We start from the raw sequence: 22,513 nt of genomic DNA on the forward strand, positions 1-22,513 counted from the left end.
AGCCGCCCGCTGCGCGTAGTACGCCGCCATCAGCGCGGTCGGCTCGGCGCCGGGACCATAGGCACGGCTACGGGTCATCGGCGCCATCACAAGACGGTTCGCCAGGCGCGCGCCGCCCAGGACGATCGGGTCGAAAGCAGTGGTCATGGTCTCTTCCTCCGGGTGCGTCGTGCTCCGCGGCCGGGCCCTCACGAGCCCGCACCAGCAGATGCCTGCCTGAACAAGTAAATCACCTGTCCGAACAGGCAATCGCCCCGAATCCATTCCCGCCCTCCCATGTGAAGCACGCAACACGTTGCTGCCTGCCCGCATGGGCCCTGGTGGTGGACGCAGGTGCCGCCGGATATCGCCTCGAAAGGTAGGCTTATGCTGCCTAAACAGGAAAGTGAGGTTCCGATGACGCAGTCCACACCGGAAAGCGGGAAGGACCCCGCAGAGGCGGAGCGGGAGGTCACCGTTCCGGTACCGGCCGCGGCCGGCGGCGGGCCGGTCAGTCACGCGATCTTCCGCCTGGCCCGCCTGCACCGCATGTTCGCCGGACAACTACTGCGCCGGATCGGCCTGCATCCGGGCCAGGAGCTGGTGATGATGCACCTGTGGGAACTCGGCGCACAGCGGCAGGCCGACCTGGTGCGGCTGATGGACTCCGACGCCGCCACCATGACCCGCACCGTCCGCCGCCTGGAGCAGGCCGGCTTCGTCCGCCGCCGCCCCTCCCCCACCGACAAGCGCGCCTCACTCATCGAACCCACGGCAGCCAGCCACGCCCTGCGCCGCGAGGTCGAGCAGGTCTGGAGCCACCTGGAGGACCTCTCCACGGCGGGCCTCACCCCCGACGAGCGAACCGCCGCCCTGCACACCCTCGAACGCCTGGAACAGAACCTCGTCCGGGCTGCCGCCGACCCCGACGGGGCGTGCGGGGAGAAGTAGCCCCCTCGACGGCTGTACTAGTAGCAAATAAAGTGCGGGCAAAGGGAACTGACCGCCCATCAGCGACTACCCGCAACGTTGCCGACGCCTTGGAAACTCTACGTCCAACAGCTCCCGGATGGCTGTGCGCCGCATGCCGTCCGGCCTCGCCGTCCTCACGAGAAGGGGCACGCGGACGCACGGACGGGGTTCAGGCAACGAACAAGGCCCAGGTCCCCGACCTGGGCCTCAACTATGGAGCGGGAGACGGGAATCGAACCCGCGCCGTGATCCTGAGAATCTATGGCGCCCAGGGCGTCTATATGGCGTATGACCTGCCCGTGCTGGTGTTCCTGCGTGCTCGGCCGTACTGGAGCCCTCCCGGCCGCAGGGCTTACGCGTCGACCACGCCGTCGGCCTCGGCCGGGTCGAGGGAGTCGACGTCCTCCATGAAGCTCAGCATCCGGGCATTGACCACGTCGGGGTGGTCGATCTGCGGGCCGTGGCCCGTCGCGGCGATGATCTCGGCGCGGGCTCCGGGGATCAGTCGCGGCACCCGTTCCAGCTGCCGCTGCGGGTGTACCAGCAGGCTGCGCTTGCCCATGATGAGGTGGAGCGGGGTCCGGATGGAGCACAGGGCGTCCTCGGTCAGCGGCAGCGGCGCGGGGCGGCGGATCCGGAAGGCGCGGGCGCCCGCCTGGATCCACGTCCGCAACTCGGGAACGGCGATGACCGGTTGCTCCAGCCAGGAGGCGAGGCGCGGGCGCAGCGCCTTGGGGGCGAAGCTGGCGAAGAGGCTGACGAAGACCCAGGCGAAGAAGCGCAGGCCCACCTTCTCCAGGCCGCCGGGGTCGAGGGCGGTGACCGACGCGAGCCGTCCGGGCCGGCGGTGGGCCATGTTGAGCACCAGCCAGCCGCCGTACGAGGAGCCAACCAGGTGGACCCGGTCGAGGCCGAGTGCGTCGAGCGCCTCGTCGAGCCACTGGGCGGCGCGCTCCGGCTGCCACATGGGCTCGCGGTGGACGCTGCGCCCGGCGTCGCCAGGGGTGTCGAGCGCGTAGACGGGCCGTTCGGCGCTGAGCGCGGGGGTGTTGGGGTACCACATCGCCGAGCAGTAGCCCGCGCCGTGGATCAGGACCACCGGCGTACGGGACTCGGCTGCCGGGTCCGTGGGGCCGTACCGGTAGACGTGCGTGGTGCCGAAGCTGGTCTCGACGTCCGTCTCGGAGCGGGCGGGCGCACCCATCGCGTAGACGGCGTCGCAGGTGGCGAAGTACCGGTCGCGCAGCGCGTCGTTCACGTAGCGGCCGACATCGCGGCGCACACGGGTCGTGTTCTCGGGCACGGGGCACCTCCGGGAAGATCCGTTCTTCGTGATACGACGGTATCATGATGATGGTACAGCGGTACCATCAAGGAGTCCGGGGTGAGCCGGACCGCGAACCCAGCACCGACGGGCGGAGACACCGGCACATGCCAAAGCGCGTGGACCACGAGGAACGGCGCGCCCAGATCGCCGAGGCGCTCATCCAGGTCGCGGGGCGTCGAGGACTGCACGCCGTCGGCATGCGAGACGTGGCCGCGGAGGCCGGCGTCTCCCTCCGACTCGTGCAGTACTACTTCGAGACCAAGGAGAAGCTGCTCTTCTACGGGCTCCAGCACCTGACCGACCGCTTCACCGCACGGGTGGGTGCCCGCCTGGCCGCCGCCGGTCCGGACCCGGGTCCCCGCGCGACCGCTGAGGCGCTGCTGCTGGCCTCCCTCCCGACCGATGAGGAGAGCCGCACCTTCCACCTCCTCTACAGCTCCTACTCGATCCTGTCCGTGACCGACGACGCACTGGCCGCCCAGCCCTTCATCGACAGACCCGACGCCGCCGAGAACGCCCTGACCGGCCTGCTTGAACAGGCCCGGGCGTCAGGTCTGGCCGACCCCGGCATCGACGCGCGCACGGAGGCGATCAGCCTGCTCGCGATGACGGCGACCATGGGCACCAGCATCCTCGTGGGCCAGCGGAGTCCGGAGTCGGCCATCGCGGTGCTCCGGCACCATCTCGACCGGATTTTCGCGACCGTCGAGACGCCGGCGGCCGGGTAGGACCCAATCCGGCGCACCGCTACGGCACTTGTGGCACGCGCATGGCACACGGCTCCGAGCTCTTCAGGCAAGGAAGAAGGACCAGGTCACCGACCTGGGCCTCAACTGTGGAGCGGCTGACGGGAATCGAACCGGCGCTCCGGGCTCGGGAACCAGCGGGGCCTTGGATTGCTCACGCAACGCTGAGGCGAGGGATCCAGGGCATCTGCGTCACCTCGCCAGGCCTTTCTCATCCGGGGCCTCCTGGGTGCAGCTCGCACCGAGCGGTTGGGGGCGCGGGCATCAGCTTCCGCAGGCGCAGCCCGGTGCGGGTTCCGCGTCGGCCGTCCCGCTCGCGCAGCAGCTGCCGCCGTTGGTGGTTGCGGACGTGCCGGCACTCCTGCCCAGGGTGTCGGTGTCGGCCTTGACGACGTAGACCTCCCACGGCTCCTTGCCGGGGCCGTGCACCCACACCTTGTCCTGGAGGGCGTAGCAGCAGGAGGTGTCGTTCTCCTCGAAGGTGGCGAGGCCGGCGTCCTTGAGGCGGGTCGTGGCTGCCGTCACCTGGTCCGTGGACTCGACTTCTACGCCGAGGTGGTCGAGGCGGGTCTCCTGTCCGGGATCGCCCTCGATCAGTACGAGCTTGAGCGGCGGCTCTGTGAGGGCGAAGTTGGCGTAGCCCTCGCGTCGCTTGGTCGGTTCGGTGTCGAAGAGCTTCGAGTAGAAGGTGATCGACGCTTCGAGGTCGCTGACGCGCAGGGCGAGCTGTGCACGAGACATGGCGGCACTCCGATCAGCTTGCATTGATGTCTGTCGATTCAAGGTTGCCTCTCAAGGTTGCCTCCTGATTCGATAAACGTCAACATAGAGGAATGTCGAATCAAGAGCTTGAGGTCCTCGGGCAAACCGACCAGGGCGATGCCTGCTGCCCTGGCCTCCTGTCGGCACCGCTCGACGAGGACCAGGCCACAGAACTGGCGAAGGTGTTCAAAGCGCTGGGCGACCCGGTGCGACTGCGCCTGCTGTCGATGATCGCCTCGCGCGCCGGCGGCGAGGTCTGCGTCTGCGATCTCACCCCTGCCTTCGACCTGTCGCAGCCGACGATCTCGCATCACCTCAAGCTGCTTCGGCAGGCCGGCCTCATCGACTGCGAGCGGCGCGGCACATGGGTCTACTACTGGCTGCTGCCCGATATGACGGACCGCCTCGCAGGCATCCTGGCCCGCCCCGCCGGTGAGCCCCTGCCCGCTCCCGCCGAGACCGCCGGGGCCACCGCGTGAGCGCCGTGCCAGAGAAGGCGGTCGCCGGCCGCCTGTCGTTCCTCGACCGCTACCTCGCTGTGTGGATTCTGGCCGCGATGGCGCTGGGTCTCGGCCTCGGGCGCCTTGTGCCCGGCCTCGGGGGTGCTCTCGCCGAGGTGACCGTGGCCGGGGTGTCGCTGCCGATCGCGTTCGGCCTGCTCGTGATGATGTACCCGGTCCTCGCCAAGGTGCGCTACGACCGCCTCGGCACCGTCACCCGCGACCGCCGCCTGCTGCTGCCCTCCCTGCTGCTGAACTGGATCGTCGGGCCGGCGCTCATGTTCACGTTGGCCTGGCTGCTCCTGCCGGACCTGCCCGAGTACCGCACGGGCCTGATCATCGTCGGGCTGGCCCGCTGTATCGCCATGGTGATCATCTGGAACGACCTTGCGTGCGGCGACCGCGAGGCCGCCGCCGTCCTGGTGGCGCTGAACTCCGTCTTCCAGGTCATCGCGTTCTCGGCCCTCGGCTGGTTCTACCTGTCCGTGCTGCCCGGGTGGCTCGGCCTTGAACGGTCCGGCCTCGACGTGTCCGTGTGGGAGATCGCCCGCAGCGTGCTGATCTTCCTCGGCATCCCGCTCGTCGCCGGCTACCTCACCCGCCGGATCGGCGAACGGGGCAAGGGGCGCGCCTGGTACGAGTCCGAGCTGATCCCGCGGATCGGGCCGTTCGCCCTGTACGGCCTGCTGTTCACGATCGTCATTCTCTTCGCGCTGCAAGGCGACGCGATCACCTCGCAACCGCTCGACGTCGCCCGCATCGCGCTGCCGCTGCTGGTGTACTTCGCCCTCATGTGGGCGGGCTCCATGGCACTCGGACGCTCCGTCGGTCTCGACTACCCGCGCGCGACGACCCTTGCGTTCACGGCCGCCGGCAACAACTTCGAACTGGCCATCGCGGTAGCCATCGCCACGTTCGGCGCCACCTCCGGACAGGCCCTCGCGGGCGTGGTCGGACCGCTCATCGAGGTGCCGGTGCTGATCGGCCTCGTCCACGTCGCGCTGTACGCCCGCCGCCTCTTCACCACCCCCGTGCCGCTGACAGAGGAAGACCCTGTCCATGTCTGACACCGCCCTGCCCGCCGTGCTGTTCGTCTGCGTCCACAACGCCGGCCGCTCGCAGATGGCCGCCGCGTTCCTCACGCACCTTGCGGGCGACCGCGTACAGGTGCGGTCCGCCGGGTCCGCCCCCGCCGACTCCGTGAATCCGGCCGTCGTCACGGCAATGGCCGAGGTGGGTATCGACGTCTCGGCCGAGTCGCCCAAGGTGCTCACCGTGGAGGCCGTGCAGGCGTCCGACGTCGTGATCACGATGGGCTGCGGCGACACCTGCCCCGTCTTCCCCGGCAAGCGGTATCTCGACTGGCAGTTGCCCGACCCCGCCGGGCAGGGTGTCGAGTCCGTACGGCCTATCCGCGATGACATCGAGCGGCGGATCCGCGGACTGGTCGACGAGATCGCCCCTGAGGGGCAGGCGTGAGCATGCTGCCTGGTCGCCGACGCCGAGCCGCCAATCGGCGCAAGGCCCGCGCCAAAGCCGGCCTGCCGGACGACTTGCGCTTCTACGGTCTCCGCCACACCGCGCACACTCCGTCCACCCGGTCCGGTGCCACTCTCAAGGACACGATGGTCCGTGCCGCGTCGGAAGGCTGATTGCCGAGGGGCGGGCACGATGCGATGCCGTGCCCGCCCCTCGTCTGTGCGCCCCTCGCCTGTGCGCCACGGGCACGGCCGACGGCGGCAGGTGGCGTGGGATCTGTGCGAGGCGCTGGACCGCCGGATCCCACGTGAGCTTCACCGTCGATGTGTGTAACCGAGCGGCGTATGAACGCAATGGGTCTTCCCGCAACTGAGCGCTTTAGTCGGCCAGTTGAGCCCGTGGAGGGAGCCGTGACGCGCTCAACTGGCCGACGGGCGGTCAGAAGTTGTACGGCTTCGTGGTGTTCCAGTTCAGCACGTCGGCCTCGTTCCAGCTGAACTGCGGCTTGTTGCCCTGGAGGTCGACCGAGTAGGAGGGGCCGTCGTGGCCGTCCGCGCCGCGCAGGGCGAGGGCGAACGACTGCGCCGTGTGGTTCTTCGAGCCGTAGTCGAAGAGGTTCACCGCGGTGTATGCCTTGCCGCCGGGCTGGAGCGTGAGGTGCTTGCTGCCGCCGGTGTTGTCCTTCTTCGAGTGCGGCAGTGCGGCGCTGTCGACGTCGCCGAGCTTCACGGTCGGGTACGAGGTGACCCAGCAGGGCTTGGTGCCCTTGTTCGACGCGGTGACCAGCAGGTGGTCGCCCTGCTGCCCGGCGAACCGGTGCACCGCGGTGAGCAGCATCTCGTCGCCGCGGCACTGCTGGGCGCCGGCCGTGGTGCCCTTGCCCGTGGCCTCGCCCGTCCCGCCGGAGGCGGTCGTCGAGCGCGCGTCCTCCTTGGTGGCGCCGCCGCTGTTGGCCTGCTCCGCGCCGTCCTTGCCGTCCCCGCCCGCCGCGGACCGGCTCTGCGCGCCGGCGGCGGCGTTGTCGCCGCCCGCCGCCTTCGAGCTGCCGTCGGCGCCGCCGCAGGCGGTCAGGCCCAGCGCCAGCGCGGCGGTGACGGCGGCCAGGGTGGCGGTACGAATCCGGGAAGTACGCATGATCAGGTTCCCCCTGTGTTTCGTGCGGGAGTCTCCTTGGCCGGTCCCTTTGACCGTTCCCTTTGGCCGTTCCCGCGGTGTGGACACCACTCTTCCCGGGTCCACTGACGTTCCGGAAACGCCTCACTCACGTCCCGCAAACAAACCGCGCGCGAACGGGTGAGGCCGAGCCTTCGGGCGGAAGCAGCGCAAGGCCCGCGCGCCGCGCCGGCCACTGGGATCTTGCGCGGTGGCTATCGCTCGCATCGCCCGTAGACGGCCCGAGCGGGAGCTGTTGCACCCCTCGATGCGACCTATGGGTGCGACGGTCGCTGAGTTCTGGTCAACAGGGCCGCGTGCGTCGGTCAGTTGGAGGTCAGGCCCCCCGGGCAGCGCCACCACGATCAGTAACCGATGGTACGCATCCCCTCACTCCAATGGGGCGCATCGGATGGCGGTTCCGTCCGCCCCATTCCTAGCCTGGGCTGGTGCGTTCGATTCGTAGAGAACGCACGAACCACTCAGAGAGGTCACAGCATGTCCCGCACCAAGCTCCTCGCCCTGGCCGCTGCACCCGCGTTGGCCGTCACCCTGGCGTCCCCCGCACTGGCCGATGACGCCCACCCCCGCGTCGTCACCGCAGAGAGCCCGGTCCGGTCCATCGGGGCCAACCAGACCGAGATCGTCACTGTCACCTGCCCCAGGGGCACCTTTGCCGTCAGCGGTGGCTGGCTCGTGTCCTCCGCCAGCATCGACGTGACGGGCAACCGCGCGGTGAGCGACAGACGGTGGAAGATTCGATTCGAGAACGAGTCGAACCAATCCGGCAGGGTGCAGGCTTTCGCCCGTTGCGCGACCTGACGGCGAGCAGTCGCCAGGGCAGGCGGGAAGACCGACCAGCGTGACCGCCTGAACGTCGCGACCGCTCTCCCTCCAGTCGAATGAGAGGGAAGTGGTGCGAAGGTGTGCGGACGCCTGAACCGGCCCGGACAACGAAAAAGGCCCAGGTCGCTGACCTGGGCCTCAACTATGGAGCGGGTGACGGGAATCGAACCCGCGCTCTGAGCTTGGGAAGCTCATGTTCTACCATTAAACTACACCCGCGTTATCCCGCCTCTGAGCGAGGGCGGAACATCGTCGCACACTCTACCCCATCACCGCTTCGCGGTGCATTTGGCATGCCCGGGTGGGGTGTCGGGGGTGTCCGGCGGGGCTGTCGGGCGGGGTGTCGGGGGTGTGGGTTGCGGGTGATGTGCGGGTGGGATGCGAGTGTGGGGCGCGGGAGTTGAGGCGTACGGTGGGGCGTCGGAGTGCCGCTTGCGAGGGCGCCCAGTTCATCCCCTAATGTGGCTTTTGTTGTCCACGCAGTTGGGAGAGGGACTTGATGGAGCGCACCGTCGTACGTTGTGCCGAGGGCCACGTGTTCAGCACCGCTTCGTTCCCGATGCAGACCACCGACCGGCTCGGTCCCGGACGGCTGTTGCGCTGCCCGCGCTGTGCTCGGCTGCGGCACTCGGTGCCCGTCGAGCACTCGAAGCGGTAGCGATCAAGAGGCGTAGCGGCTCGCGGCAAGAGACGCAATAAGAGATGCAGTAGAGACGTAGCGACAGGTAGTAGGAGCAAGGAGTCGTCAGGGCCCGGCTTCCCCGGTGGGGGGCCGGGCCCTCGTCGTGCGGGGCGGGTGGTGCGGGCGCGTATCCTCATCTGCGTGCTTCTCTCAGACAAGGACATCCGGGCCGAGATCGATGCTGGTCGGGTGCGTATCGACCCCTACGAAGAGTCGATGGTGCAGCCGTCCAGCATCGACGTGCGGCTCGACCGCTATTTCCGGGTGTTCGAGAATCACCGCTACCCGCACATCGACCCCGCCGTCGAGCAGTCCGATCTCACCCGTGAGGTCGTGCCCGAGGGCGATGAGGCGTTCATCCTGCACCCGGGCGAGTTCGTGCTGGCCTCGACGTACGAGGTCATCACGTTGCCCGATGACCTTGCGTCCCGGCTCGAAGGCAAGAGCTCGCTGGGGCGGCTGGGGCTGCTGACGCATTCGACCGCCGGGTTCATCGACCCGGGGTTCAGCGGGCACGTGACGCTGGAGCTGAGCAATGTCGCCACGCTGCCGATCAAGCTGTGGCCGGGCATGAAGATCGGGCAGCTGTGTATGTTCCGGCTGACCTCGCCGGCCGAGCACCCGTACGGCAGTGAGAAGTACGGCTCCCGCTACCAGGGGCAGCGCGGTCCGACGCCGTCCCGGTCGTTCAGGAACTTTCACCGGACGCAGGTATGACGACGCAGGTATGACACAGCCGCTTCGGTGTGGGGGGCGCGCCCGACAGGGCGGGCGCGTGGCAGGGCGTGTGGACACAGAAGGTCTGAGAGAGATACGTGAGTGACGTGCGGGAGAACCTGACGTACGAGCGGTTCGGCGGGGCGGTCCGCGAGCTGGCGCAGACGATCGCCGATGACGGGTACGAGCCCGATGTCGTGCTGTCGATCGCCCGGGGCGGGGTCTTTGTCGCCGGCGGCCTGGCGTACGCGCTGGACTGCAAGAACATCCACCTGGTGAATGTGGAGTTCTACACCGGGGTGGGGACCACCCTGGAGATGCCGGTCATGCTGGCGCCGGTGCCGAATGCGATCGACTTCTCGGACAAGAAGGTGCTGATCGCCGATGACGTCGCCGACACCGGCAAGACGCTGAAGCTCGTGCACGACTTCTGCCAGGGGACCGTGGCGGAGGTCCGCAGCGCGGTGATCTATGAGAAGTCGCAGTCGCTGGTGAAGTGCGAGTACGTGTGGAAGCGCACGGACGAATGGATCAACTTCCCGTGGAGCGTCGAGCCGCCGGTCGTGCGGCGTGCGGGGCAGGTCCTCGACGCCTGAGGTGACGGGCGGACCACCGATCGCCGTGCCCGGTAAGGGAGTTGGCGGTCGGGTGGGTTTTCCTGCGCTGCTTTCGGCCAATCCCGTTCCGGGTGTTCCACCGTCTGCTACCTGCGAGTACAACCCGCGGTAACAGCAGACCGGAGGGGAGGCCCCATGGTGCGCGCGAGACGCGGGCGGTGGGCGTTACGTGGGCGGCGTACGGGATCAAGGTCGCGTACGGACGCAGGGCGGCGCAGGGGAGCAGCAGCGCATACGGGAGGCCGGGCGCGGGCCGGGCGGGGGCGGTGGCTCAGGGGCGGCGCGGTGACGTCGACCGTGGCGCTGGCCGTGGTGTTCTCCGTGGCGGCGGGTGGGGCGAGTGCCGCCACCGGGGCCGCGGGGAGCCGGGCGCCGGGCGGGGCCGTGGCCGCCAGGCCGTTGCCGCCCGAGCTGGAGAAGATCCGGGCGCGGGAGGCGGCGAAGCTCTACGGGGATCCGGCCGAGCGATCCCTCGGGGAGCGGAAGACCTCGTTGATCTCGCTGGGGGACAGCGAGATCTCGGGGGAGGGCGTCGGGACGTATGAGCCGGGCACGGACGGGCCGGACAACTGGTGCCACCGGTCGCCGGACTCGGCGATCCACCGGACCGGTATCGCGGCGGAGGTGACGTACAACGCCGCCTGCTCGGGTGCGTCCAGCGGCAACATCGTGATCGGCGGCAGCAAGCAGTACGCCGACGAGCTGGTACAGAGCGACGCTCTCGCCATCGCGGCCCGGAACACCCGGCTGAAGATGGTGCTCCTGGTGGCCGGCGCCAATGACGATCTCCAGTTCGGGCCGGTGATGACGGACTGTGTGGTGCGCTGGTTCACGCTCCAGGGCACCTGTGAGCCGAAGTACCAGCCGGGCTGGCAGGCGCGGGTCGACGGGCTGGTGCCGAAGGTCGGGCGGACGCTCGGCGATCTGCGGACCGTGATGCGGGACGCGGGGTACGCGGACGGCGACTACCGGCTCGTGGTGATGTCGTATCCGAGCCCGATCGGGCCGGATGTGGAGGACAACCCGCATTACCCGGGGAAGCTGCTGGGCGGCTGCACGGGCTACACCTCCGACGCGGGCTGGGGGCGCAATGCCGCCGTGCCGGCCTTCGAGCGGGGTGTACGGAAGGCCGCGCGGGACGCGGGGGCGACCTACCTCGACGCGTCGCGGCTGTTCCACGGGCACGAGGTGTGCATGGAGGACACCTGGGCCCGCGGCCTCTATGTGAACCTCACCAACCCCTTCCCGCCGGACTCGAATTCCGTGCGGCAGTCGTTCCACCCCAATGCCCGGGGGCACGGTGCCTTCGCCTCGTGTCTGACCCAGCTGTACGCCGCGGGGGTGCGCGAGGCGTCCTGCGCCGATCCGGCGAGCACCGGGCAGCCGAAGCTGTACGCGGGGGCCTGGGACGACGCGTACCGGCCGCTGAAGAACGCCGGTACGGGGAGTTGTGTGGATGCGGCCGGCGGTGCCAGCCGTAACGGGACGGCGGTCGGCGGCTGGGACTGCAACGGCCAGCGGCACCAGGACTGGTGGTACGACGGCGGTCAGCGGTCGGTGCATGTGGGGCTGACCCAGGACCGGTGTCTGGATGTGCCGGGCGCGCGGTACGGGGCCGGTGCCGGGCTGGTGCTGTGGAACTGCTCGGGCGCGGCCAACCAGCAGTTCGTCCGGGACGGCGGCGGCACGATCCGGCCCGCCGCCGCACCGTCGCTGTGCCTGACGCTGGGGGCGGCGAAGGAACCGCTGCGGTTGCAGGGGTGCGACGGGTCGGCGGGGCAGCGGTTCGCCTAGGGCCTGTCGTTTGGATCAGGCTGTGATCGCCATGCGGTGACTCCGCCGTACGGCAAGTGGTGAGTCCGCCGTACGGCAAGGGGCCCGCTCCGGAGCCTGGTGCTCCGGGGCGGGCCCCTTGCGGTGGCCGGTCCGGCCCTACAGCGTGCCGAGCTTCAGCAGGGCGAGCAGCGCGACCAGCTGGATCGAGGCGGCGCCGAGTGCCTTGGGCCACGGCAGGTCGTGTGACTTGCTGACCATGGAGGTGAGCAGGTAGCCCGTGGCGAGCCAGGTCAGCCAGCCCAGGACCTGGACCAGGGTGCTGTCGCCGCCGAGGAACATCGCGAAGAGCAGCCGGGGCGCGTCCGAGATGGTCATGATCAGCATGGCCAGGCCGATGGTCGGCTGCCAGGCGCCGGCGCCGCCGAGCTGGCGGGCCAGGGTGTGGGTGACCGTGCCCAGGATCAGGCTGCCGATGATGAACATCACGGCGGTGATCGCGACCCACGGGATGCTGTTGGAGAGGGTGGCGTTGAGCACATCCTCGCGGGCCTTGTCGAAGCCGAAGACCGCGAGCAGGCCGTAGATGAAGGTGACGATCAGCGCCGGGGCCCAGACCGCGTGGTCGCGCATCTGCCAGAACGTGGCGTCGGGGCGCAGCACGATGCCGGACAGCAGCTGCTTCCAGTGCAGCCGGGGGCCGGCCGGCGGTGCGCTGGTCTGGCCGGCGCGGTAGGTGCCGCCGGAGGCGTACTCACCGTCGGTGCCCTGGTCGTACTGGTTCTGGGGCGCACCGTAGGCGTCCGGGGTGTCGCCGACGCTGAACTGCTGCGTGTGGCCTGGGTTGTTGTCGTTCGAGTACGGCGCGTAGGACTGCTGCTGGGCTTGGTAGCCGCCGTCGCCGAAGTACTCGGGTTCGCCGTACTGCCCGTGCGGCTGTGTCTGCCCCTGCGGCCCGCCGTACTGCTGGGGGGCCTGCTGCGGCGCCTGCTGCCATTGCCCATGGGGTGGCGGGGGCTGCTGCCCGTACGGCCCTTGCTGCCCGTACGGGGCCTGCTGCCCCTGCTGTCCCTGCTGTCCGTTCTGCGCGGGGCGGGTATCCCGTCCGCGACCCATCCTGAATCCAGCCACGTACTCGAAAGTACCTGGTCCGCGCGGATCGGGTGGCGGAGCAGGCGGATCGGGGCGGGGTTTGCATCTGACCTGTGACATCCCTTAGGGGGTTCCCCGAGGGAACAGCGGCTCCGGGGCCGGGGTCCAGCGGAGGGTGAGCTCCGGCAGGTTCTCCATGTTGGCGCGGCCGTCGTGGATGGCCACCACCCGGAAGCCGTGGTGGGCGTAGAACGCCCGCGCGTCGGCGTTGAGTTGGAAGACATGCAGGGACAGGCCGTCGGGGCGGTGCCGCCGCGCCTCGGCGAGGAGGAGGGTGCCGATGCCGGCGCGCCGGACGTCCGGCCGGAGGTAGAGCTGGTCGAGCAGGTCGCCCTGTACGGCCGCGTAGCCGAGGAGCTCGGGGCCCCGGGTGGCGACGAAGGTGTGGCACTGCGGCAGCACGATCTCCCGGATCCAGCGGGTGACCTCTTCGTGGGTACGGCGCTGGGGCGGCAGGTAGGGCATGGTGGCCTGCCGTGACGCCTGGTGGACGGCGGCGATCGCGGGGGCGTCGATGGGGAGGGCGAGCCGGGTCGTGACGGGCAAGGTGGGCGGCGTCCCGGGTGGGGCGGGGGGTGCCATGGCGCCCGGACCGTCGGCCGTGTCCCTGCCCGTATCTGTGTCCATGGCGTCATGGTCGGCGCGCGTCCGGCGCCGGGCAACTGTATTAGCCACGCACCACAATCCGCGGCGCGAGCGGTCAGGGAGCCGCGAAGTCAGCAGTGGTGAAGGAGAGGGCGGGTTGCGCGGCGAGGCCCGAGGGGCCGCCGGTGAGGACCGTCACCCGGTCGTGGGTGCGGCCGCGCCGGGTGAGGAGGACGAGGTCGGCCCGGCGGTCACCGTCGAAGTCGGCGAGGGCGAGAACCGTGGAGTACGGGCGGCCGGCGCCGGGGAGACGGGGCACGGGGAGGCGGCGGGGGGTGGCGGACAGTCCGTGTGCGGTGCCGCTCAGCAGGGCCGGGCGGGTGCCGCCGAGGACGAGATCCGGGTAGCCGTCGTGCTGCACATCGCCGGCCGCGAGGGTGGGGACCTGGCCCGTGCCCGTACGGATCCTGCCGGGGCGGCCGCCGACGGACAGCAGACCGTCGGTGTCGGCGGTGACGGACGTCACCCCCCGGCCGGGCCCGGCGAAGCGGCCGAAGGCCGTGGCGTAGCCGGGCGGGTAGACGGCCGGGCCGGCGCGGAGCGGGCCCCGGGGGCCGCCGAGGGCGAGGCGGCCGCGGGCGCGGCGGCCGGGGTCGGCGGAGCGTACGAGGAGGTCGTCGGCGCCGTCGTGGTCGAGGTCGGACGACGGCGCGAGGGGCGCGGTGGCGGCCAGGGCGGTGCCGGGGATGCCGAGGGGGGCGCCGGCTGCCTCGGGGGCGCCGGTGCGGGTGAACGGGCCCCGCAGATAGCTGATCCGGGGGCCGGAGGCGGTGACGGCCAGGTCGGGCGCGCCGTCGCCGTCGAAGTCACCGCAGACCGGCTGGTCGGGCCACTCGTTGCCGAAGCGCGCCCGGTCGGGGATGCGGAGCCTGACGGCGCGGGCGGAGCCGAGGCCCCGGGGCGAGCCGAAGAGGAGCTGTACGGGGACGGGCGGGCGGCCCACGCCGTCGTAGGGCGGGTCGGTGGTGACGACGAGGTCGCTGAAGCCGTCCCGGTCGAGGTCGCAGACGGTCTCGGCGTCGAAGGCGGCGGGGACGGCCGTCCGGGTGCGCGCGGCGTTCCGGGCCGGGGTGAGCAACTCCCGGGTGGCCGGGGCGAGTCCGTGCGCGGAGCCGTAGACGATGCCGATGCCCGGGTCGTCGTCCTGGCCGCGGGCGGGGGCGAGCAGGCTGTCGAGGACCAGATCGGGGTGGCCGTCGCCGTTGAAGTCACCGGCGGCCGTGCTGCCTTGGCCGACGGGGACGGGGCGGGCGGCAGGGAGTGACGAGGTGCGGTGCGGGGCGGCGCGGGGTGCGTCGCCGGAGGGGGAGAGCAGACCGCAGGAGGAGCTGAGAAGGACGGCCAGTCCGAGCCCCGCTGCCGTGCCGATCCGTCTGTGCATACCGTCCCCGCCCCGCCCGTCCCACTGTTGTCGTGTCTTCGCCATTCGCGGCCCCGATGCTCCCCGGTGGCCCGCGGTGCCGCAATGCCCGCCCGCACCCGCGGCCCGGCACGCCGAGGGCCGGCCCCCGTACGGAACAGGGACCGGCCCTCGGCCAACGCGCTTGTCCGCGCCGTTACTTCACCGGCTCCGGCTCCGGCGCGTCCTCCGGCGCCTCGTCGGCCGCCGGGTCGGCGGGGGTCTTGACGGAGTCCAGCAGCAGCTGGGCCACGTCGACGACCTGGACGGATTCCTTCGCCTTGCCGTCGTTCTTCTTGCCGTTGACCGAGTCGGTCAGCATGACCAGGCAGAAGGGGCAGGCCGTCGAGACGATGTCGGGGTTCAGCGACAGCGCCTCGTCGACGCGCTCGTTGTTGATGCGCTTGCCGATGCGCTCTTCCATCCACATGCGGGCACCGCCGGCGCCACAGCAGAAGCCGCGCTCCTTGTGGCGGTGCATCTCCTCGTTCCGCAGGCCCGGCACCTTGGCGATGATCTCGCGCGGCGGGGTGTAGACCTTGTTGTGGCGGCCCAGGTAGCAGGGGTCGTGGTAGGTGATCAGACCCTCGACCGGGGTGACGGGGGTGAGCTTGCCCTCGTCCACCAGGTGCTGGAGCAGCTGGGTGTGGTGGATGACCTCGTACTCGCCGCCCAGCTGGGGGTACTCGTTCGCGATCGTGTTGAAGCAGTGCGGGCAGGTCGCGACGATCTTCTTCGACGCCTTCGGCTTCTTGGTCGACTCGTCCTCGTCATCCTCGCCGAACGCCGCGTTCAGCGTGGCGACGTTCTCCGCGCCCAGCTGCTGGAAGAGGAACTCGTTGCCCAGGCGGCGCGGCGAGTCACCGGTGCACTTCTCGTCGCCGCCCATGATCGCGAACTTCACGCCCGCGATGTGCAGCAGCTCGGCGAAGGCCTTGGTGGTCTTCTTGGCGCGGTCCTCCAGGGCGCCGGCGCAGCCGACCCAGTAGAGGTACTCGACCTCGGTGAGGTCCTCGACGTCCTGGCCGACGACCGGAACCTCGAAGTCGACCTCCTTGGTCCACGCCAGGCGCTGCTTCTTGGCCAGGCCCCAGGGGTTGCCCTTCTTCTCCAGGTTCTTGAGCATCGTGCCCGCCTCGGACGGGAACGAGGACTCGATCATGACCTGGTAGCGGCGCATGTCGACGATGTGGTCGATGTGCTCGATGTCGACCGGGCACTGCTCGACACAGGCGCCGCAGGTGGTGCAGGACCACAGGACGTCCGGGTCGATGACGCCGTTCTCTTCGAGGGTGCCGATCAGCGGGCGCTCGGCCTCGGCCAGCGCGGACGCGGGGACGTCGGCGAGCTGCTCGGCGGTCGCCTTCTCGTTGCCCTCTTCGTCCTTGCCGCCGCCCGCGAGCAGGTACGGCGCCTTGGCGTGCGCGTGGTCGCGCAGCGACATGATCAGGAGCTTCGGGGAGAGCGGCTTGCCGGTGTTCCAGGCGGGGCACTGCGACTGGCAGCGGCCGCACTCGGTGCAGGTGGAGAAGTCGAGCAGGCCCTTCCAGGAGAAGTGCTCGATCTGGGAGACGCCGAACTGGTCGTCCTCGCCCGGGTCCTCGAAGTCGATCGGCTTGCCCTGGGTGGTCATCGGCTGAAGGGCGCCGAGGGCGACGTCGCCGTCCGCCTCGCGCTTGAACCAGATGTTGGGGAAGGCGAGGAAGCGGTGCCAGGCCACACCCATGTCGGTCTTGAGCGAGACCGTGATCATCCAGATGAACGACGTCGCGATCTTGATGCCCGCGAAGAGGTAGGTCAGGTTCTGCACGGTGCCCAGGCTCATGCCCTTGAAGGCCACGACCAGGGGGTACGAGACGAAGTACGCGGGCTCGTAGTGGTCGACGCCGTGCTGGGCGCCCTCCAGGGCGTGCAGCGTCACGATGCAGATGCCGACGATGAGGATGACGGTCTCGACGAAGTACGCCTGGCCGGTGTTGGAGCCCGCGAAGCGGGACTTGCGGCCCGCGCCGCCGGGACGGTTCAGCTGCCGGATGACGATCAGGGCGATGATGCCCACGGTCGTCATCGTGCCCATCGCCTCGACGAACATCTCCCACGGCAGCCAGTCGCCGATCACCGGGATCAGCCAGTCGGCCTGGAAGAGCTGGCCGATGGCGTTGACGATCGTCAGCAGCAGGGTGAGGAAGCCCACCGCCACGAACCAGTGCGCCACGCCGACGACGCCCCAGCGGTTCATGCGAGTGTGGCCGAGGAACTCCTTGGCCACCGTGACGGTCCGTTGGGCGGGAGCGTCGGTCCGGGTGCCTGCGGGCACCGGCTGGCCCAGCCGCATCTGGCGGTAGATCTGCAGGAGGGCGCGGCCGAACAGCGCCACGGCGACCGCGATGAGCACCAGCGACACGATGATCGCGGCGAGTTGCATGGGAGGCTCCTCGTACCTGCGAGAGCGGAAAACGGTGGGAACTACTAAGCGGTAACTTTTTGGGTCTGCCGCTGAGGTTACCCATTCTCCTCCGCCCCATGAAGCCGCCCGGCCGGTGATCTGCGTCGCGAAGGCAACCCTGGGTAAGCCCTCCGCGTCCTGGGATGGAACCCTGGTGACGGTAAGGGCGATATAAAACTTGAGCGCACTCGACTCAGGTCTGTTGACAGGATTTCTTCGGTGCTGCACTGTTGAGCCTGTTCCACTCAAGTCAGCTGGAGGAATTGAAATGGCACGTGCGGTCGGCATCGACCTGGGCACGACGAACTCCGTCGTCAGTGTTCTCGAAGGCGGTGAGCCCACCGTCATCACCAACGCCGAGGGCGCCAGGACCACGCCGTCCGTTGTCGCCTTCGCCAAGAACGGCGAGGTGCTGGTCGGCGAGGTCGCCAAGCGCCAGGCGGTCACCAACGTCGACAGGACCATCCGGTCGGTCAAGCGCCACATGGGCACCGACTGGAAGATCGACATCGACGGCAAGGGCTTCAACCCGCAGCAGATGAGCGCCTTCATCCTGCAGAAGCTCAAGCGCGACGCCGAGGCGTATCTGGGCGAGAAGGTCGTCGACGCGGTCATCACCGTTCCGGCCTACTTCAACGACTCCGAGCGCCAGGCCACCAAGGAGGCCGGTGAGATCGCGGGCCTCAACGTCCTGCGCATCGTCAACGAGCCCACCGCGGCCGCCCTGGCCTACGGCCTGGAGAAGGACGACCAGACCATTCTGGTCTTCGACCTCGGTGGCGGCACCTTCGACGTCTCGCTGCTGGAGATCGGCGACGGCGTCGTCGAGGTGAAGGCCACCAACGGTGACAACCACCTCGGTGGTGACGACTGGGACCAGCGCGTCGTCGACTACCTGGTCAAGCAGTTCCAGAACGGCCACGGCGTGGACCTCGCCAAGGACAAGATGGCGCTCCAGCGCCTGCGCGAGGCCGCTGAGAAGGCGAAGATCGAGCTGTCGTCCTCCACGGAGACGACGATCAACCTTCCCTACATCACCGCCTCCGCCGAGGGCCCGCTGCACCTGGACGAGAAGCTCACGCGCTCGCAGTTCCAGCAGCTCACCTCGGACCTCCTGGACCGCTGCAAGACCCCGTTCCACAACGTGATCAAGGACGCGGGTATCAACCTGTCCGAGATCGACCACGTGGTCCTGGTCGGCGGCTCCACCCGTATGCCCGCCGTCGCCGAGCTCGTCAAGGAGCTGACCGGCGGCAAGGACGCCAACAAGGGCGTCAACCCGGACGAGGTCGTCGCCATCGGCGCCACCCTCCAGGCCGGTGTGCTCAAGGGTGAGGTCAAGGACGTCCTCCTGCTGGACGTCACCCCGCTGTCCCTCGGTATTGAGACCAAGGGCGGCATCATGACCAAGCTGATCGAGCGCAACACCACGATCCCGACGAAGCGCTCCGAGATCTTCACGACGGCCGAGGACAACCAGCCGTCCGTGCAGATCCAGGTCTACCAGGGCGAGCGCGAGATCGCGGCGTACAACAAGAAGCTCGGGATGTTCGAGCTGACCGGTCTGCCGCCGGCCCCGCGCGGGGTCCCGCAGATCGAGGTCTCCTTCGACATCGACGCCAACGGCATCATGCACGTGACCGCGAAGGACCTGGGCACGGGCAAGGAGCAGAAGATGACCGTCACCGGCGGCTCCTCGCTGCCGAAGGACGAGGTCGACCGGATGCGCCAGGAGGCCGAGAAGTACGCGGACGAGGACCACGCCCGCCGCGAGGCCGCCGAGTCCCGCAACCAGGGCGAGCAGCTCGTCTACCAGACCGAGAAGTTCCTCAAGGACAACGAGGACAAGGTCCCCGGTGACGTGAAGACCGAGGTCGAGGAAGCCGTCAATGAGCTGAAGGAGAAGCTCAAGGGCGAGGACTCGGCCGAGATCCGCACCGCCACCGAGAAGGTCGCGGCCGTCTCCCAGAAGCTGGGTCAGGCCATGTACGCCGACGCCCAGGGCGCGCAGGCCGCCGGCGGTGCCGAGGGCGCCGCTGCCGGTGAGCAGGCCCAGGACGCCGCCGATGACGTCGTGGACGCCGAGATCGTCGACGACGAGAAGCCGAAGAAGGATGGTGCCGCGTGACGGAGGAGACCCCGGGCTTCGACGAGAAGCCCGACGTCCCTTCCGACGCCGCTCCCGAAGACGCGGCGCAGGCCGAGTCCGCCGACAAGGCGGGCTCGGCCCCGGCCGGGGACGTAACGGACATAGCGCTCCAGGCGCAGCTGGACCAGGTACGCACCGCGCTCAACGAGCGCACGGCGGACCTCCAGCGGCTCCAGGCGGAGTACCAGAACTACCGCCGTCGGGTGGAGCGGGACCGGGTCACGGTCAAGGAGATCGCCGCGGCGAACCTCCTGTCCGAGCTCCTTCCCACGCTCGACGACGTCGGCCGTGCGCGTGAACACGGCGAACTGGTCGGCGGCTTCAAGTCGGTGGCCGAATCGCTGGAGACCGTGGTCGCCAAGCTGGGTCTCCAGCAGTTCGGCAAGGAGGGCGAGCCCTTCGACCCGACGATCCACGAGGCGCTGATGCATTCGTACGCACCGGATGTCACCGAGACGACGTGCGTGGCGATCCTTCAGCCCGGGTATCGCATCGGTGAGCGAACGATCCGCCCCGCGCGGGTCGCCGTCGCCGAGCCGCAGCCGGGCGCGCAGGGCGCCAAGTCCACCTCCGACGAGGACGTGAAGGCTTCGGACGAGGAGAGCGGTGGCCCGGACGAGGGCTGACGTGAGGGCAAACAGAAAATCCGCGCGGGAGGAGGGACGTCGGGGATGAGCACCAAGGACTTCGTCGAGAAGGACTATTACAAGGTCCTCGGCGTCCCGAAGGACGCCACCGAAGCGGAGATCAAGAAGGCGTACCGGAAGCTCGCCCGCGAGTTCCACCCGGATGCCAACAAGGGCGACGCCAAGGCCGAGGAGCGCTTCAAGGAGATCTCCGAGGCGAACGACATCCTGGGGGACAGCAAGCGCCGCAAGGAGTACGACGAGGCGCGCACGCTGTTCGGCAACGGCGGCTACCGGCCGGGTCCCGCCGGTGGCGGCGGCTCCTTCAACTTCGACCTGGGTGACCTCTTCGGGGGCGCGCCCGGTCAGAGTGGCGGGGGCGGCGGCGGCTTCGGCGGCGGCCTCGGGGATGTCTTCGGCGGTCTGTTCAACCGCGGCGGCGCCGGGACGCGTACCCACGCGCGCCGCGGTCAGGACATCGAGTCCGAGGTGACGCTCAGCTTCACCGAGGCGGTCGACGGGGCCACGGTCCCGCTGCGGATGTCCAGCCAGGCGCCGTGCAAGGCGTGTTCGGGCACCGGCGACAAAAACGGTACGCCCCGGGTCTGCCCGACCTGTGTCGGCACCGGCCAGGTCAGCCGGGGCGCGGGCGGCGGCTTCTCGCTGACCGACCCGTGCGCCGACTGCAAGGGCCGGGGCCTGATCGCCCAGGACCCCTGTGAGGTCTGCAAGGGCAGTGGCCGCGCCACCAGCGCCCGCACGATGCAGGTCCGTATCCCCGCGGGCGTCTCCGACGGGCAGCGCATCCGGCTGCGCGGCAAGGGCGCCCCGGGCGAGCAGGGCGGTCCGGCCGGCGATCTGTATGTGGTCGTGCATGTCGACGCCCACCCGGTCTTCGGCCGCAAGGGCGACAACCTCACCGTCACGGTGCCGGTCACCTTCCCGGAGGCCGCCCTCGGCGGCGAGGTGAAGGTGCCGACCCTGGGCGGTCCGCCGGTGACGCTGAAGCTGCCGGCCGGCACCCCCAACGGGCGCACCATGCGCGCCCGGGGCAAGGGTGCCACCCGCAAGGACGGCACCCGCGGTGATCTGCTGGTCACCATAGAGGTGCTGGTCCCCAGCGACCTCAGCGACAAGGCGAAGGAGTCGCTGGAGTCCTATCGCGAGGCGACCGCGGGCCCGGACCCGCGGGCAGAGCTGTTCCAGGCCGCGAAGGGAGCTTGAGATGGACAGCCGGGGCGGGCAGCGTCGTAACCCCTATCAACTGACCGATGAGTCGCCGGTGTACGTCATCTCCGTCGCGGCTCAGCTCTCCGGCCTGCATCCGCAGACCCTTCGTCAGTACGACCGGCTCGGGCTGGTCTCGCCCGACCGCACGGCCGGGCGGGGCCGCCGCTATTCGGCCCGGGACATCGAACTGCTCCGTACGGTGCAGCAGTTGTCCCAGGACGAGGGCATCAACCTCGCCGGCATCAAGCGCATCATCGAGCTGGAGAACCAGGTCGCGGCCCTTCAGCAGCGGGTCATCGAGCTCCAGGGCGCCCTGGAGGGCGCGGCCAGCGCGATGCAGCAGCGGGAGGCGGCGGTGCACGCCTCCTACCGGCGCGATCTGGTCCCGTATCAGGATGTGCAGCAGGGCAGCGCGCTGGTGGTGTGGCGGCCCAAGCGGCCGGAGTGAACGGCCGTCCCGGGGTGCGAGCACCCGGCGCGTGATGTGGCAAAGGGCCGGGGAAACCCGGCCCTTGTCGCGTCTCTGCGCGCTGTTTCCGCCCCGCGCGTCTTCCGGTGTCCTCCTGCGGCTGCCTTTCTACGGCCTCCGTCTGCGGACCTCCGTCTGCGGGCACATCCGCCTGCGTACGGCCCGCGCCCCACCCCGCTCAGCAGCCGCTGTACCCCGCCGTCGGCATCGACAGCCGCCGGTGCACATGCGACTTCATCGCCAGGGTGTAGACCGGCTCGTCGAGGTCGGCGGTCTCCAGGCGCACCCCGGCCGCGGCGCACCGCGCGGTGAACTCGGCGGTGCCGTCGATGGCGTTCTCCAGGGCCCGGCGGTTGGGCGTCACGAACACATCGACCAGGCCGTCCTCGACATCGCGCCACAGTGCGCTGTGATCGGCGCGCAGGTGGTGCAGGCTGAGCCGGCAGGTCAGGTGGTAGTCACGGGCTGCCGCCCACTGTTTGCACATGTCGTGCTGGCTGCGGTCATCGACCAGGAACGGATCCTCGTCCAGCTCGGACAGCGGCATCAGGCAGGCGATCGCCGTCACTCGGACCGAGTTCATCGTGCCCTCCGGGGCGTGGCGACTGTGGGGGCGACGATACCCCCGTGGGTGGCCCGTGGAGGAGGGGCTGTACCGGGCGGCGAAGCGTAACCGCAGGCGTGGCAGATCTTCCAGCCGTCCTGGTTGACGGCCAGTTGGCCGCCGCAGCGCGGGCAGAGCTCGGCGTGCGGGTGCGGCCGGGTGGGGGGCGGACGGCGCGGAACGGTCGTCACGATGTGCAATGCCGACGCCATGCGGCCTCCAGCTGCCGTCTTCTGCCTGG

General features: G+C 69.8%; 21 protein-coding genes, 1 tRNA gene and 2 pseudogenes. 14 read left to right on the top strand and 10 right to left on the bottom strand.

What is annotated here, in order from left to right:
• Positions 1 to 147 (bottom strand): annotated as a pseudogene (locus M8I34_RS15400) (alkene reductase); the annotation flags it as partial.
• Positions 148 to 396: 249 nt separating this feature from the next.
• Between M8I34_RS15400 and M8I34_RS15405 the strand changes: the two are divergent.
• Complete coding sequence (locus M8I34_RS15405; RefSeq protein WP_250050039.1) at positions 397 to 930, top strand: MarR family winged helix-turn-helix transcriptional regulator; 534 nt, start codon at positions 397 to 399, stop codon at positions 928 to 930.
• A 373-nt stretch (positions 931 to 1,303) separates the two neighbouring features.
• Here M8I34_RS15405 and M8I34_RS15410 read toward each other — a convergent pair whose 3' ends face one another.
• Complete coding sequence (locus tag M8I34_RS15410) at positions 1,304 to 2,254, bottom strand: alpha/beta fold hydrolase (protein WP_250050040.1); 951 nt, start codon at positions 2,252 to 2,254, stop codon at positions 1,304 to 1,306.
• Between the two features lie 128 nt (positions 2,255 to 2,382).
• Here M8I34_RS15410 and M8I34_RS15415 point away from each other — a divergent pair, with 128 nt between their 5' ends.
• Positions 2,383 to 3,006, top strand: coding sequence for a TetR/AcrR family transcriptional regulator (locus tag M8I34_RS15415; protein WP_250050041.1), 624 nt, complete (start codon positions 2,383 to 2,385; stop codon positions 3,004 to 3,006).
• A 282-nt stretch (positions 3,007 to 3,288) separates the two neighbouring features.
• On the opposite strand, the gene M8I34_RS15420 is transcribed toward M8I34_RS15415, so the two are convergent.
• On the bottom strand, positions 3,289 to 3,765 hold the full coding sequence (locus M8I34_RS15420; RefSeq protein WP_250050042.1) for an ArsI/CadI family heavy metal resistance metalloenzyme: 477 nt from the start codon (positions 3,763 to 3,765) through the stop codon (positions 3,289 to 3,291).
• A gap of 92 nt (positions 3,766 to 3,857) precedes the next feature.
• Between M8I34_RS15420 and M8I34_RS15425 the strand changes: the two genes are divergently transcribed.
• The 4 genes and pseudogenes from M8I34_RS15425 to M8I34_RS15440 all read left to right on the top strand — a co-directional run.
• Complete coding sequence (locus M8I34_RS15425) at positions 3,858 to 4,265, top strand: helix-turn-helix transcriptional regulator (protein WP_250050043.1); 408 nt, start codon at positions 3,858 to 3,860, stop codon at positions 4,263 to 4,265.
• The gene (gene arsB / locus M8I34_RS15430) at positions 4,262 to 5,353 is read left to right on the top strand and encodes an ACR3 family arsenite efflux transporter (RefSeq protein ID WP_308372326.1); all 1,092 of its coding nucleotides are present in this window, start codon (positions 4,262 to 4,264) and stop codon (positions 5,351 to 5,353) included. The genes M8I34_RS15425 and arsB overlap by 4 nt, the downstream gene beginning before the upstream one ends.
• Positions 5,346 to 5,765 carry an arsenate reductase ArsC gene (locus tag M8I34_RS15435; protein ID WP_250050044.1) on the top strand — a complete coding sequence of 140 codons (420 nt, stop codon included), beginning with the start codon at positions 5,346 to 5,348 and terminating at the stop codon, positions 5,763 to 5,765. The genes arsB and M8I34_RS15435 overlap by 8 nt, the downstream gene beginning before the upstream one ends.
• A gap of 38 nt (positions 5,766 to 5,803) precedes the next feature.
• Positions 5,804 to 5,923 (top strand): annotated as a pseudogene (locus M8I34_RS15440) (site-specific integrase); the annotation flags it as partial.
• A gap of 280 nt (positions 5,924 to 6,203) precedes the next feature.
• Here the strand turns inward: M8I34_RS15440 and M8I34_RS15445 are convergent.
• Positions 6,204 to 6,899: a DUF4232 domain-containing protein gene (locus M8I34_RS15445; protein ID WP_250050045.1), complete on the bottom strand. Its 696-nt coding sequence runs from the start codon at positions 6,897 to 6,899 to the stop codon at positions 6,204 to 6,206.
• 516 nt (positions 6,900 to 7,415) lie between these two features.
• On the opposite strand from M8I34_RS15445, the gene M8I34_RS15450 reads away from it, so the two are divergent.
• A complete protein-coding gene (locus tag M8I34_RS15450) occupies positions 7,416 to 7,739 on the top strand; it encodes a hypothetical protein (RefSeq protein ID WP_250050046.1) in 324 nt (107 codons plus the stop codon).
• A gap of 169 nt (positions 7,740 to 7,908) precedes the next feature.
• Here M8I34_RS15450 and M8I34_RS15455 read toward each other — a convergent pair.
• A tRNA-Gly gene (locus tag M8I34_RS15455) sits at positions 7,909 to 7,982 on the bottom strand.
• A gap of 604 nt (positions 7,983 to 8,586) precedes the next feature.
• On the opposite strand from M8I34_RS15455, the gene dcd reads away from it, so the two are divergent.
• From dcd to M8I34_RS15470, 3 genes are all read left to right on the top strand, one after another.
• Positions 8,587 to 9,162, top strand: coding sequence for a dCTP deaminase (gene dcd / locus M8I34_RS15460; protein WP_030088492.1), 576 nt, complete (start codon positions 8,587 to 8,589; stop codon positions 9,160 to 9,162).
• 98 nt (positions 9,163 to 9,260) lie between these two features.
• Positions 9,261 to 9,758, top strand: a complete 498-nt coding sequence (locus tag M8I34_RS15465) for a phosphoribosyltransferase (protein WP_030989189.1) — start codon at positions 9,261 to 9,263, stop codon at positions 9,756 to 9,758.
• 306 nt (positions 9,759 to 10,064) lie between these two features.
• On the top strand, positions 10,065 to 11,573 hold the full coding sequence (locus M8I34_RS15470) for a ricin-type beta-trefoil lectin domain protein (protein ID WP_250050047.1): 1,509 nt from the start codon (positions 10,065 to 10,067) through the stop codon (positions 11,571 to 11,573).
• Between the two features lie 138 nt (positions 11,574 to 11,711).
• Here M8I34_RS15470 and M8I34_RS15475 read toward each other — a convergent pair whose 3' ends face one another.
• From M8I34_RS15475 to M8I34_RS15490, 4 genes are all read right to left on the bottom strand, one after another.
• Positions 11,712 to 12,668: a Yip1 family protein gene (locus M8I34_RS15475; RefSeq protein WP_250050048.1), complete on the bottom strand. Its 957-nt coding sequence runs from the start codon at positions 12,666 to 12,668 to the stop codon at positions 11,712 to 11,714.
• A gap of 99 nt (positions 12,669 to 12,767) precedes the next feature.
• On the bottom strand, positions 12,768 to 13,331 hold the full coding sequence (locus tag M8I34_RS15480) for a GNAT family N-acetyltransferase (protein ID WP_250050049.1): 564 nt from the start codon (positions 13,329 to 13,331) through the stop codon (positions 12,768 to 12,770).
• 73 nt (positions 13,332 to 13,404) lie between these two features.
• Entirely contained in the window at positions 13,405 to 14,775 is a 1,371-nt protein-coding gene (locus M8I34_RS15485) for an FG-GAP repeat domain-containing protein (RefSeq protein ID WP_374210916.1), read from the bottom strand.
• A gap of 130 nt (positions 14,776 to 14,905) precedes the next feature.
• Positions 14,906 to 17,173: a (Fe-S)-binding protein gene (locus tag M8I34_RS15490; RefSeq protein ID WP_250050050.1), complete on the bottom strand. Its 2,268-nt coding sequence runs from the start codon at positions 17,171 to 17,173 to the stop codon at positions 14,906 to 14,908.
• Positions 17,174 to 17,462: 289 nt separating this feature from the next.
• Between M8I34_RS15490 and dnaK the strand changes: the two genes are divergently transcribed.
• The 4 genes from dnaK to M8I34_RS15510 are packed head-to-tail and all read left to right on the top strand — an operon-like array spanning position 17,463 to position 21,647.
• On the top strand, positions 17,463 to 19,322 hold the full coding sequence (gene dnaK, locus M8I34_RS15495) for a molecular chaperone DnaK (RefSeq protein ID WP_244413817.1): 1,860 nt from the start codon (positions 17,463 to 17,465) through the stop codon (positions 19,320 to 19,322).
• The gene (gene grpE, locus M8I34_RS15500; protein WP_030086077.1) at positions 19,319 to 19,969 is read left to right on the top strand and encodes a nucleotide exchange factor GrpE; all 651 of its coding nucleotides are present in this window, start codon (positions 19,319 to 19,321) and stop codon (positions 19,967 to 19,969) included. The genes dnaK and grpE overlap by 4 nt, the downstream gene beginning before the upstream one ends.
• A 45-nt stretch (positions 19,970 to 20,014) precedes the next feature.
• Positions 20,015 to 21,193, top strand: coding sequence for a molecular chaperone DnaJ (dnaJ, locus tag M8I34_RS15505; protein WP_250050051.1), 1,179 nt, complete (start codon positions 20,015 to 20,017; stop codon positions 21,191 to 21,193).
• Position 21,194: 1 nt separating this feature from the next.
• Positions 21,195 to 21,647, top strand: a complete 453-nt coding sequence (locus M8I34_RS15510) for a heat shock protein transcriptional repressor HspR (RefSeq protein ID WP_030086081.1) — start codon at positions 21,195 to 21,197, stop codon at positions 21,645 to 21,647.
• Positions 21,648 to 21,846: 199 nt separating this feature from the next.
• Here M8I34_RS15510 and M8I34_RS15515 read toward each other — a convergent pair whose 3' ends face one another.
• Positions 21,847 to 22,251 carry a hypothetical protein gene (locus M8I34_RS15515; RefSeq protein WP_030989196.1) on the bottom strand — a complete coding sequence of 135 codons (405 nt, stop codon included), beginning with the start codon at positions 22,249 to 22,251 and terminating at the stop codon, positions 21,847 to 21,849.
• Positions 22,252 to 22,513: the final 262 nt, after the last annotated feature.

This window comes from Streptomyces sp. MCA2, assembly GCF_023544705.1.
Lineage (GTDB): Bacteria > Actinomycetota > Actinomycetes > Streptomycetales > Streptomycetaceae > Streptomyces > Streptomyces decoyicus.

What these genes read in the sequence shown, in the direction of transcription:
- M8I34_RS15435 (WP_250050044.1), top strand. Translation starts at nt 5,346, where the DNA reads ATGTCTGACACCGCCCTGCCCGCCGTGCTGTTCGTCTGCGTCCACAAC.
- M8I34_RS15490 (WP_250050050.1), bottom strand. Translation starts at nt 17,173, where the DNA reads ATGCAACTCGCCGCGATCATCGTGTCGCTGGTGCTCATCGCGGTCGCC.
- M8I34_RS15485 (WP_374210916.1), bottom strand. Translation starts at nt 14,775, where the DNA reads ATGGCGAAGACACGACAACAGTGGGACGGGCGGGGCGGGGACGGTATG.
- M8I34_RS15480 (WP_250050049.1), bottom strand. Translation starts at nt 13,331, where the DNA reads ATGGACACAGATACGGGCAGGGACACGGCCGACGGTCCGGGCGCCATG.
- M8I34_RS15515 (WP_030989196.1), bottom strand. Translation starts at nt 22,251, where the DNA reads ATGAACTCGGTCCGAGTGACGGCGATCGCCTGCCTGATGCCGCTGTCC.
- M8I34_RS15425 (WP_250050043.1), top strand. Translation starts at nt 3,858, where the DNA reads ATGTCGAATCAAGAGCTTGAGGTCCTCGGGCAAACCGACCAGGGCGAT.
- dnaK (WP_244413817.1), top strand. Translation starts at nt 17,463, where the DNA reads ATGGCACGTGCGGTCGGCATCGACCTGGGCACGACGAACTCCGTCGTC.
- M8I34_RS15415 (WP_250050041.1), top strand. Translation starts at nt 2,383, where the DNA reads ATGCCAAAGCGCGTGGACCACGAGGAACGGCGCGCCCAGATCGCCGAG.
- M8I34_RS15420 (WP_250050042.1), bottom strand. Translation starts at nt 3,765, where the DNA reads ATGTCTCGTGCACAGCTCGCCCTGCGCGTCAGCGACCTCGAAGCGTCG.
- M8I34_RS15510 (WP_030086081.1), top strand. Translation starts at nt 21,195, where the DNA reads ATGGACAGCCGGGGCGGGCAGCGTCGTAACCCCTATCAACTGACCGAT.
- M8I34_RS15405 (WP_250050039.1), top strand. Translation starts at nt 397, where the DNA reads ATGACGCAGTCCACACCGGAAAGCGGGAAGGACCCCGCAGAGGCGGAG.
- dnaJ (WP_250050051.1), top strand. Translation starts at nt 20,015, where the DNA reads ATGAGCACCAAGGACTTCGTCGAGAAGGACTATTACAAGGTCCTCGGC.
- M8I34_RS15445 (WP_250050045.1), bottom strand. Translation starts at nt 6,899, where the DNA reads ATGCGTACTTCCCGGATTCGTACCGCCACCCTGGCCGCCGTCACCGCC.
- M8I34_RS15450 (WP_250050046.1), top strand. Translation starts at nt 7,416, where the DNA reads ATGTCCCGCACCAAGCTCCTCGCCCTGGCCGCTGCACCCGCGTTGGCC.
- M8I34_RS15475 (WP_250050048.1), bottom strand. Translation starts at nt 12,668, where the DNA reads ATGGGTCGCGGACGGGATACCCGCCCCGCGCAGAACGGACAGCAGGGA.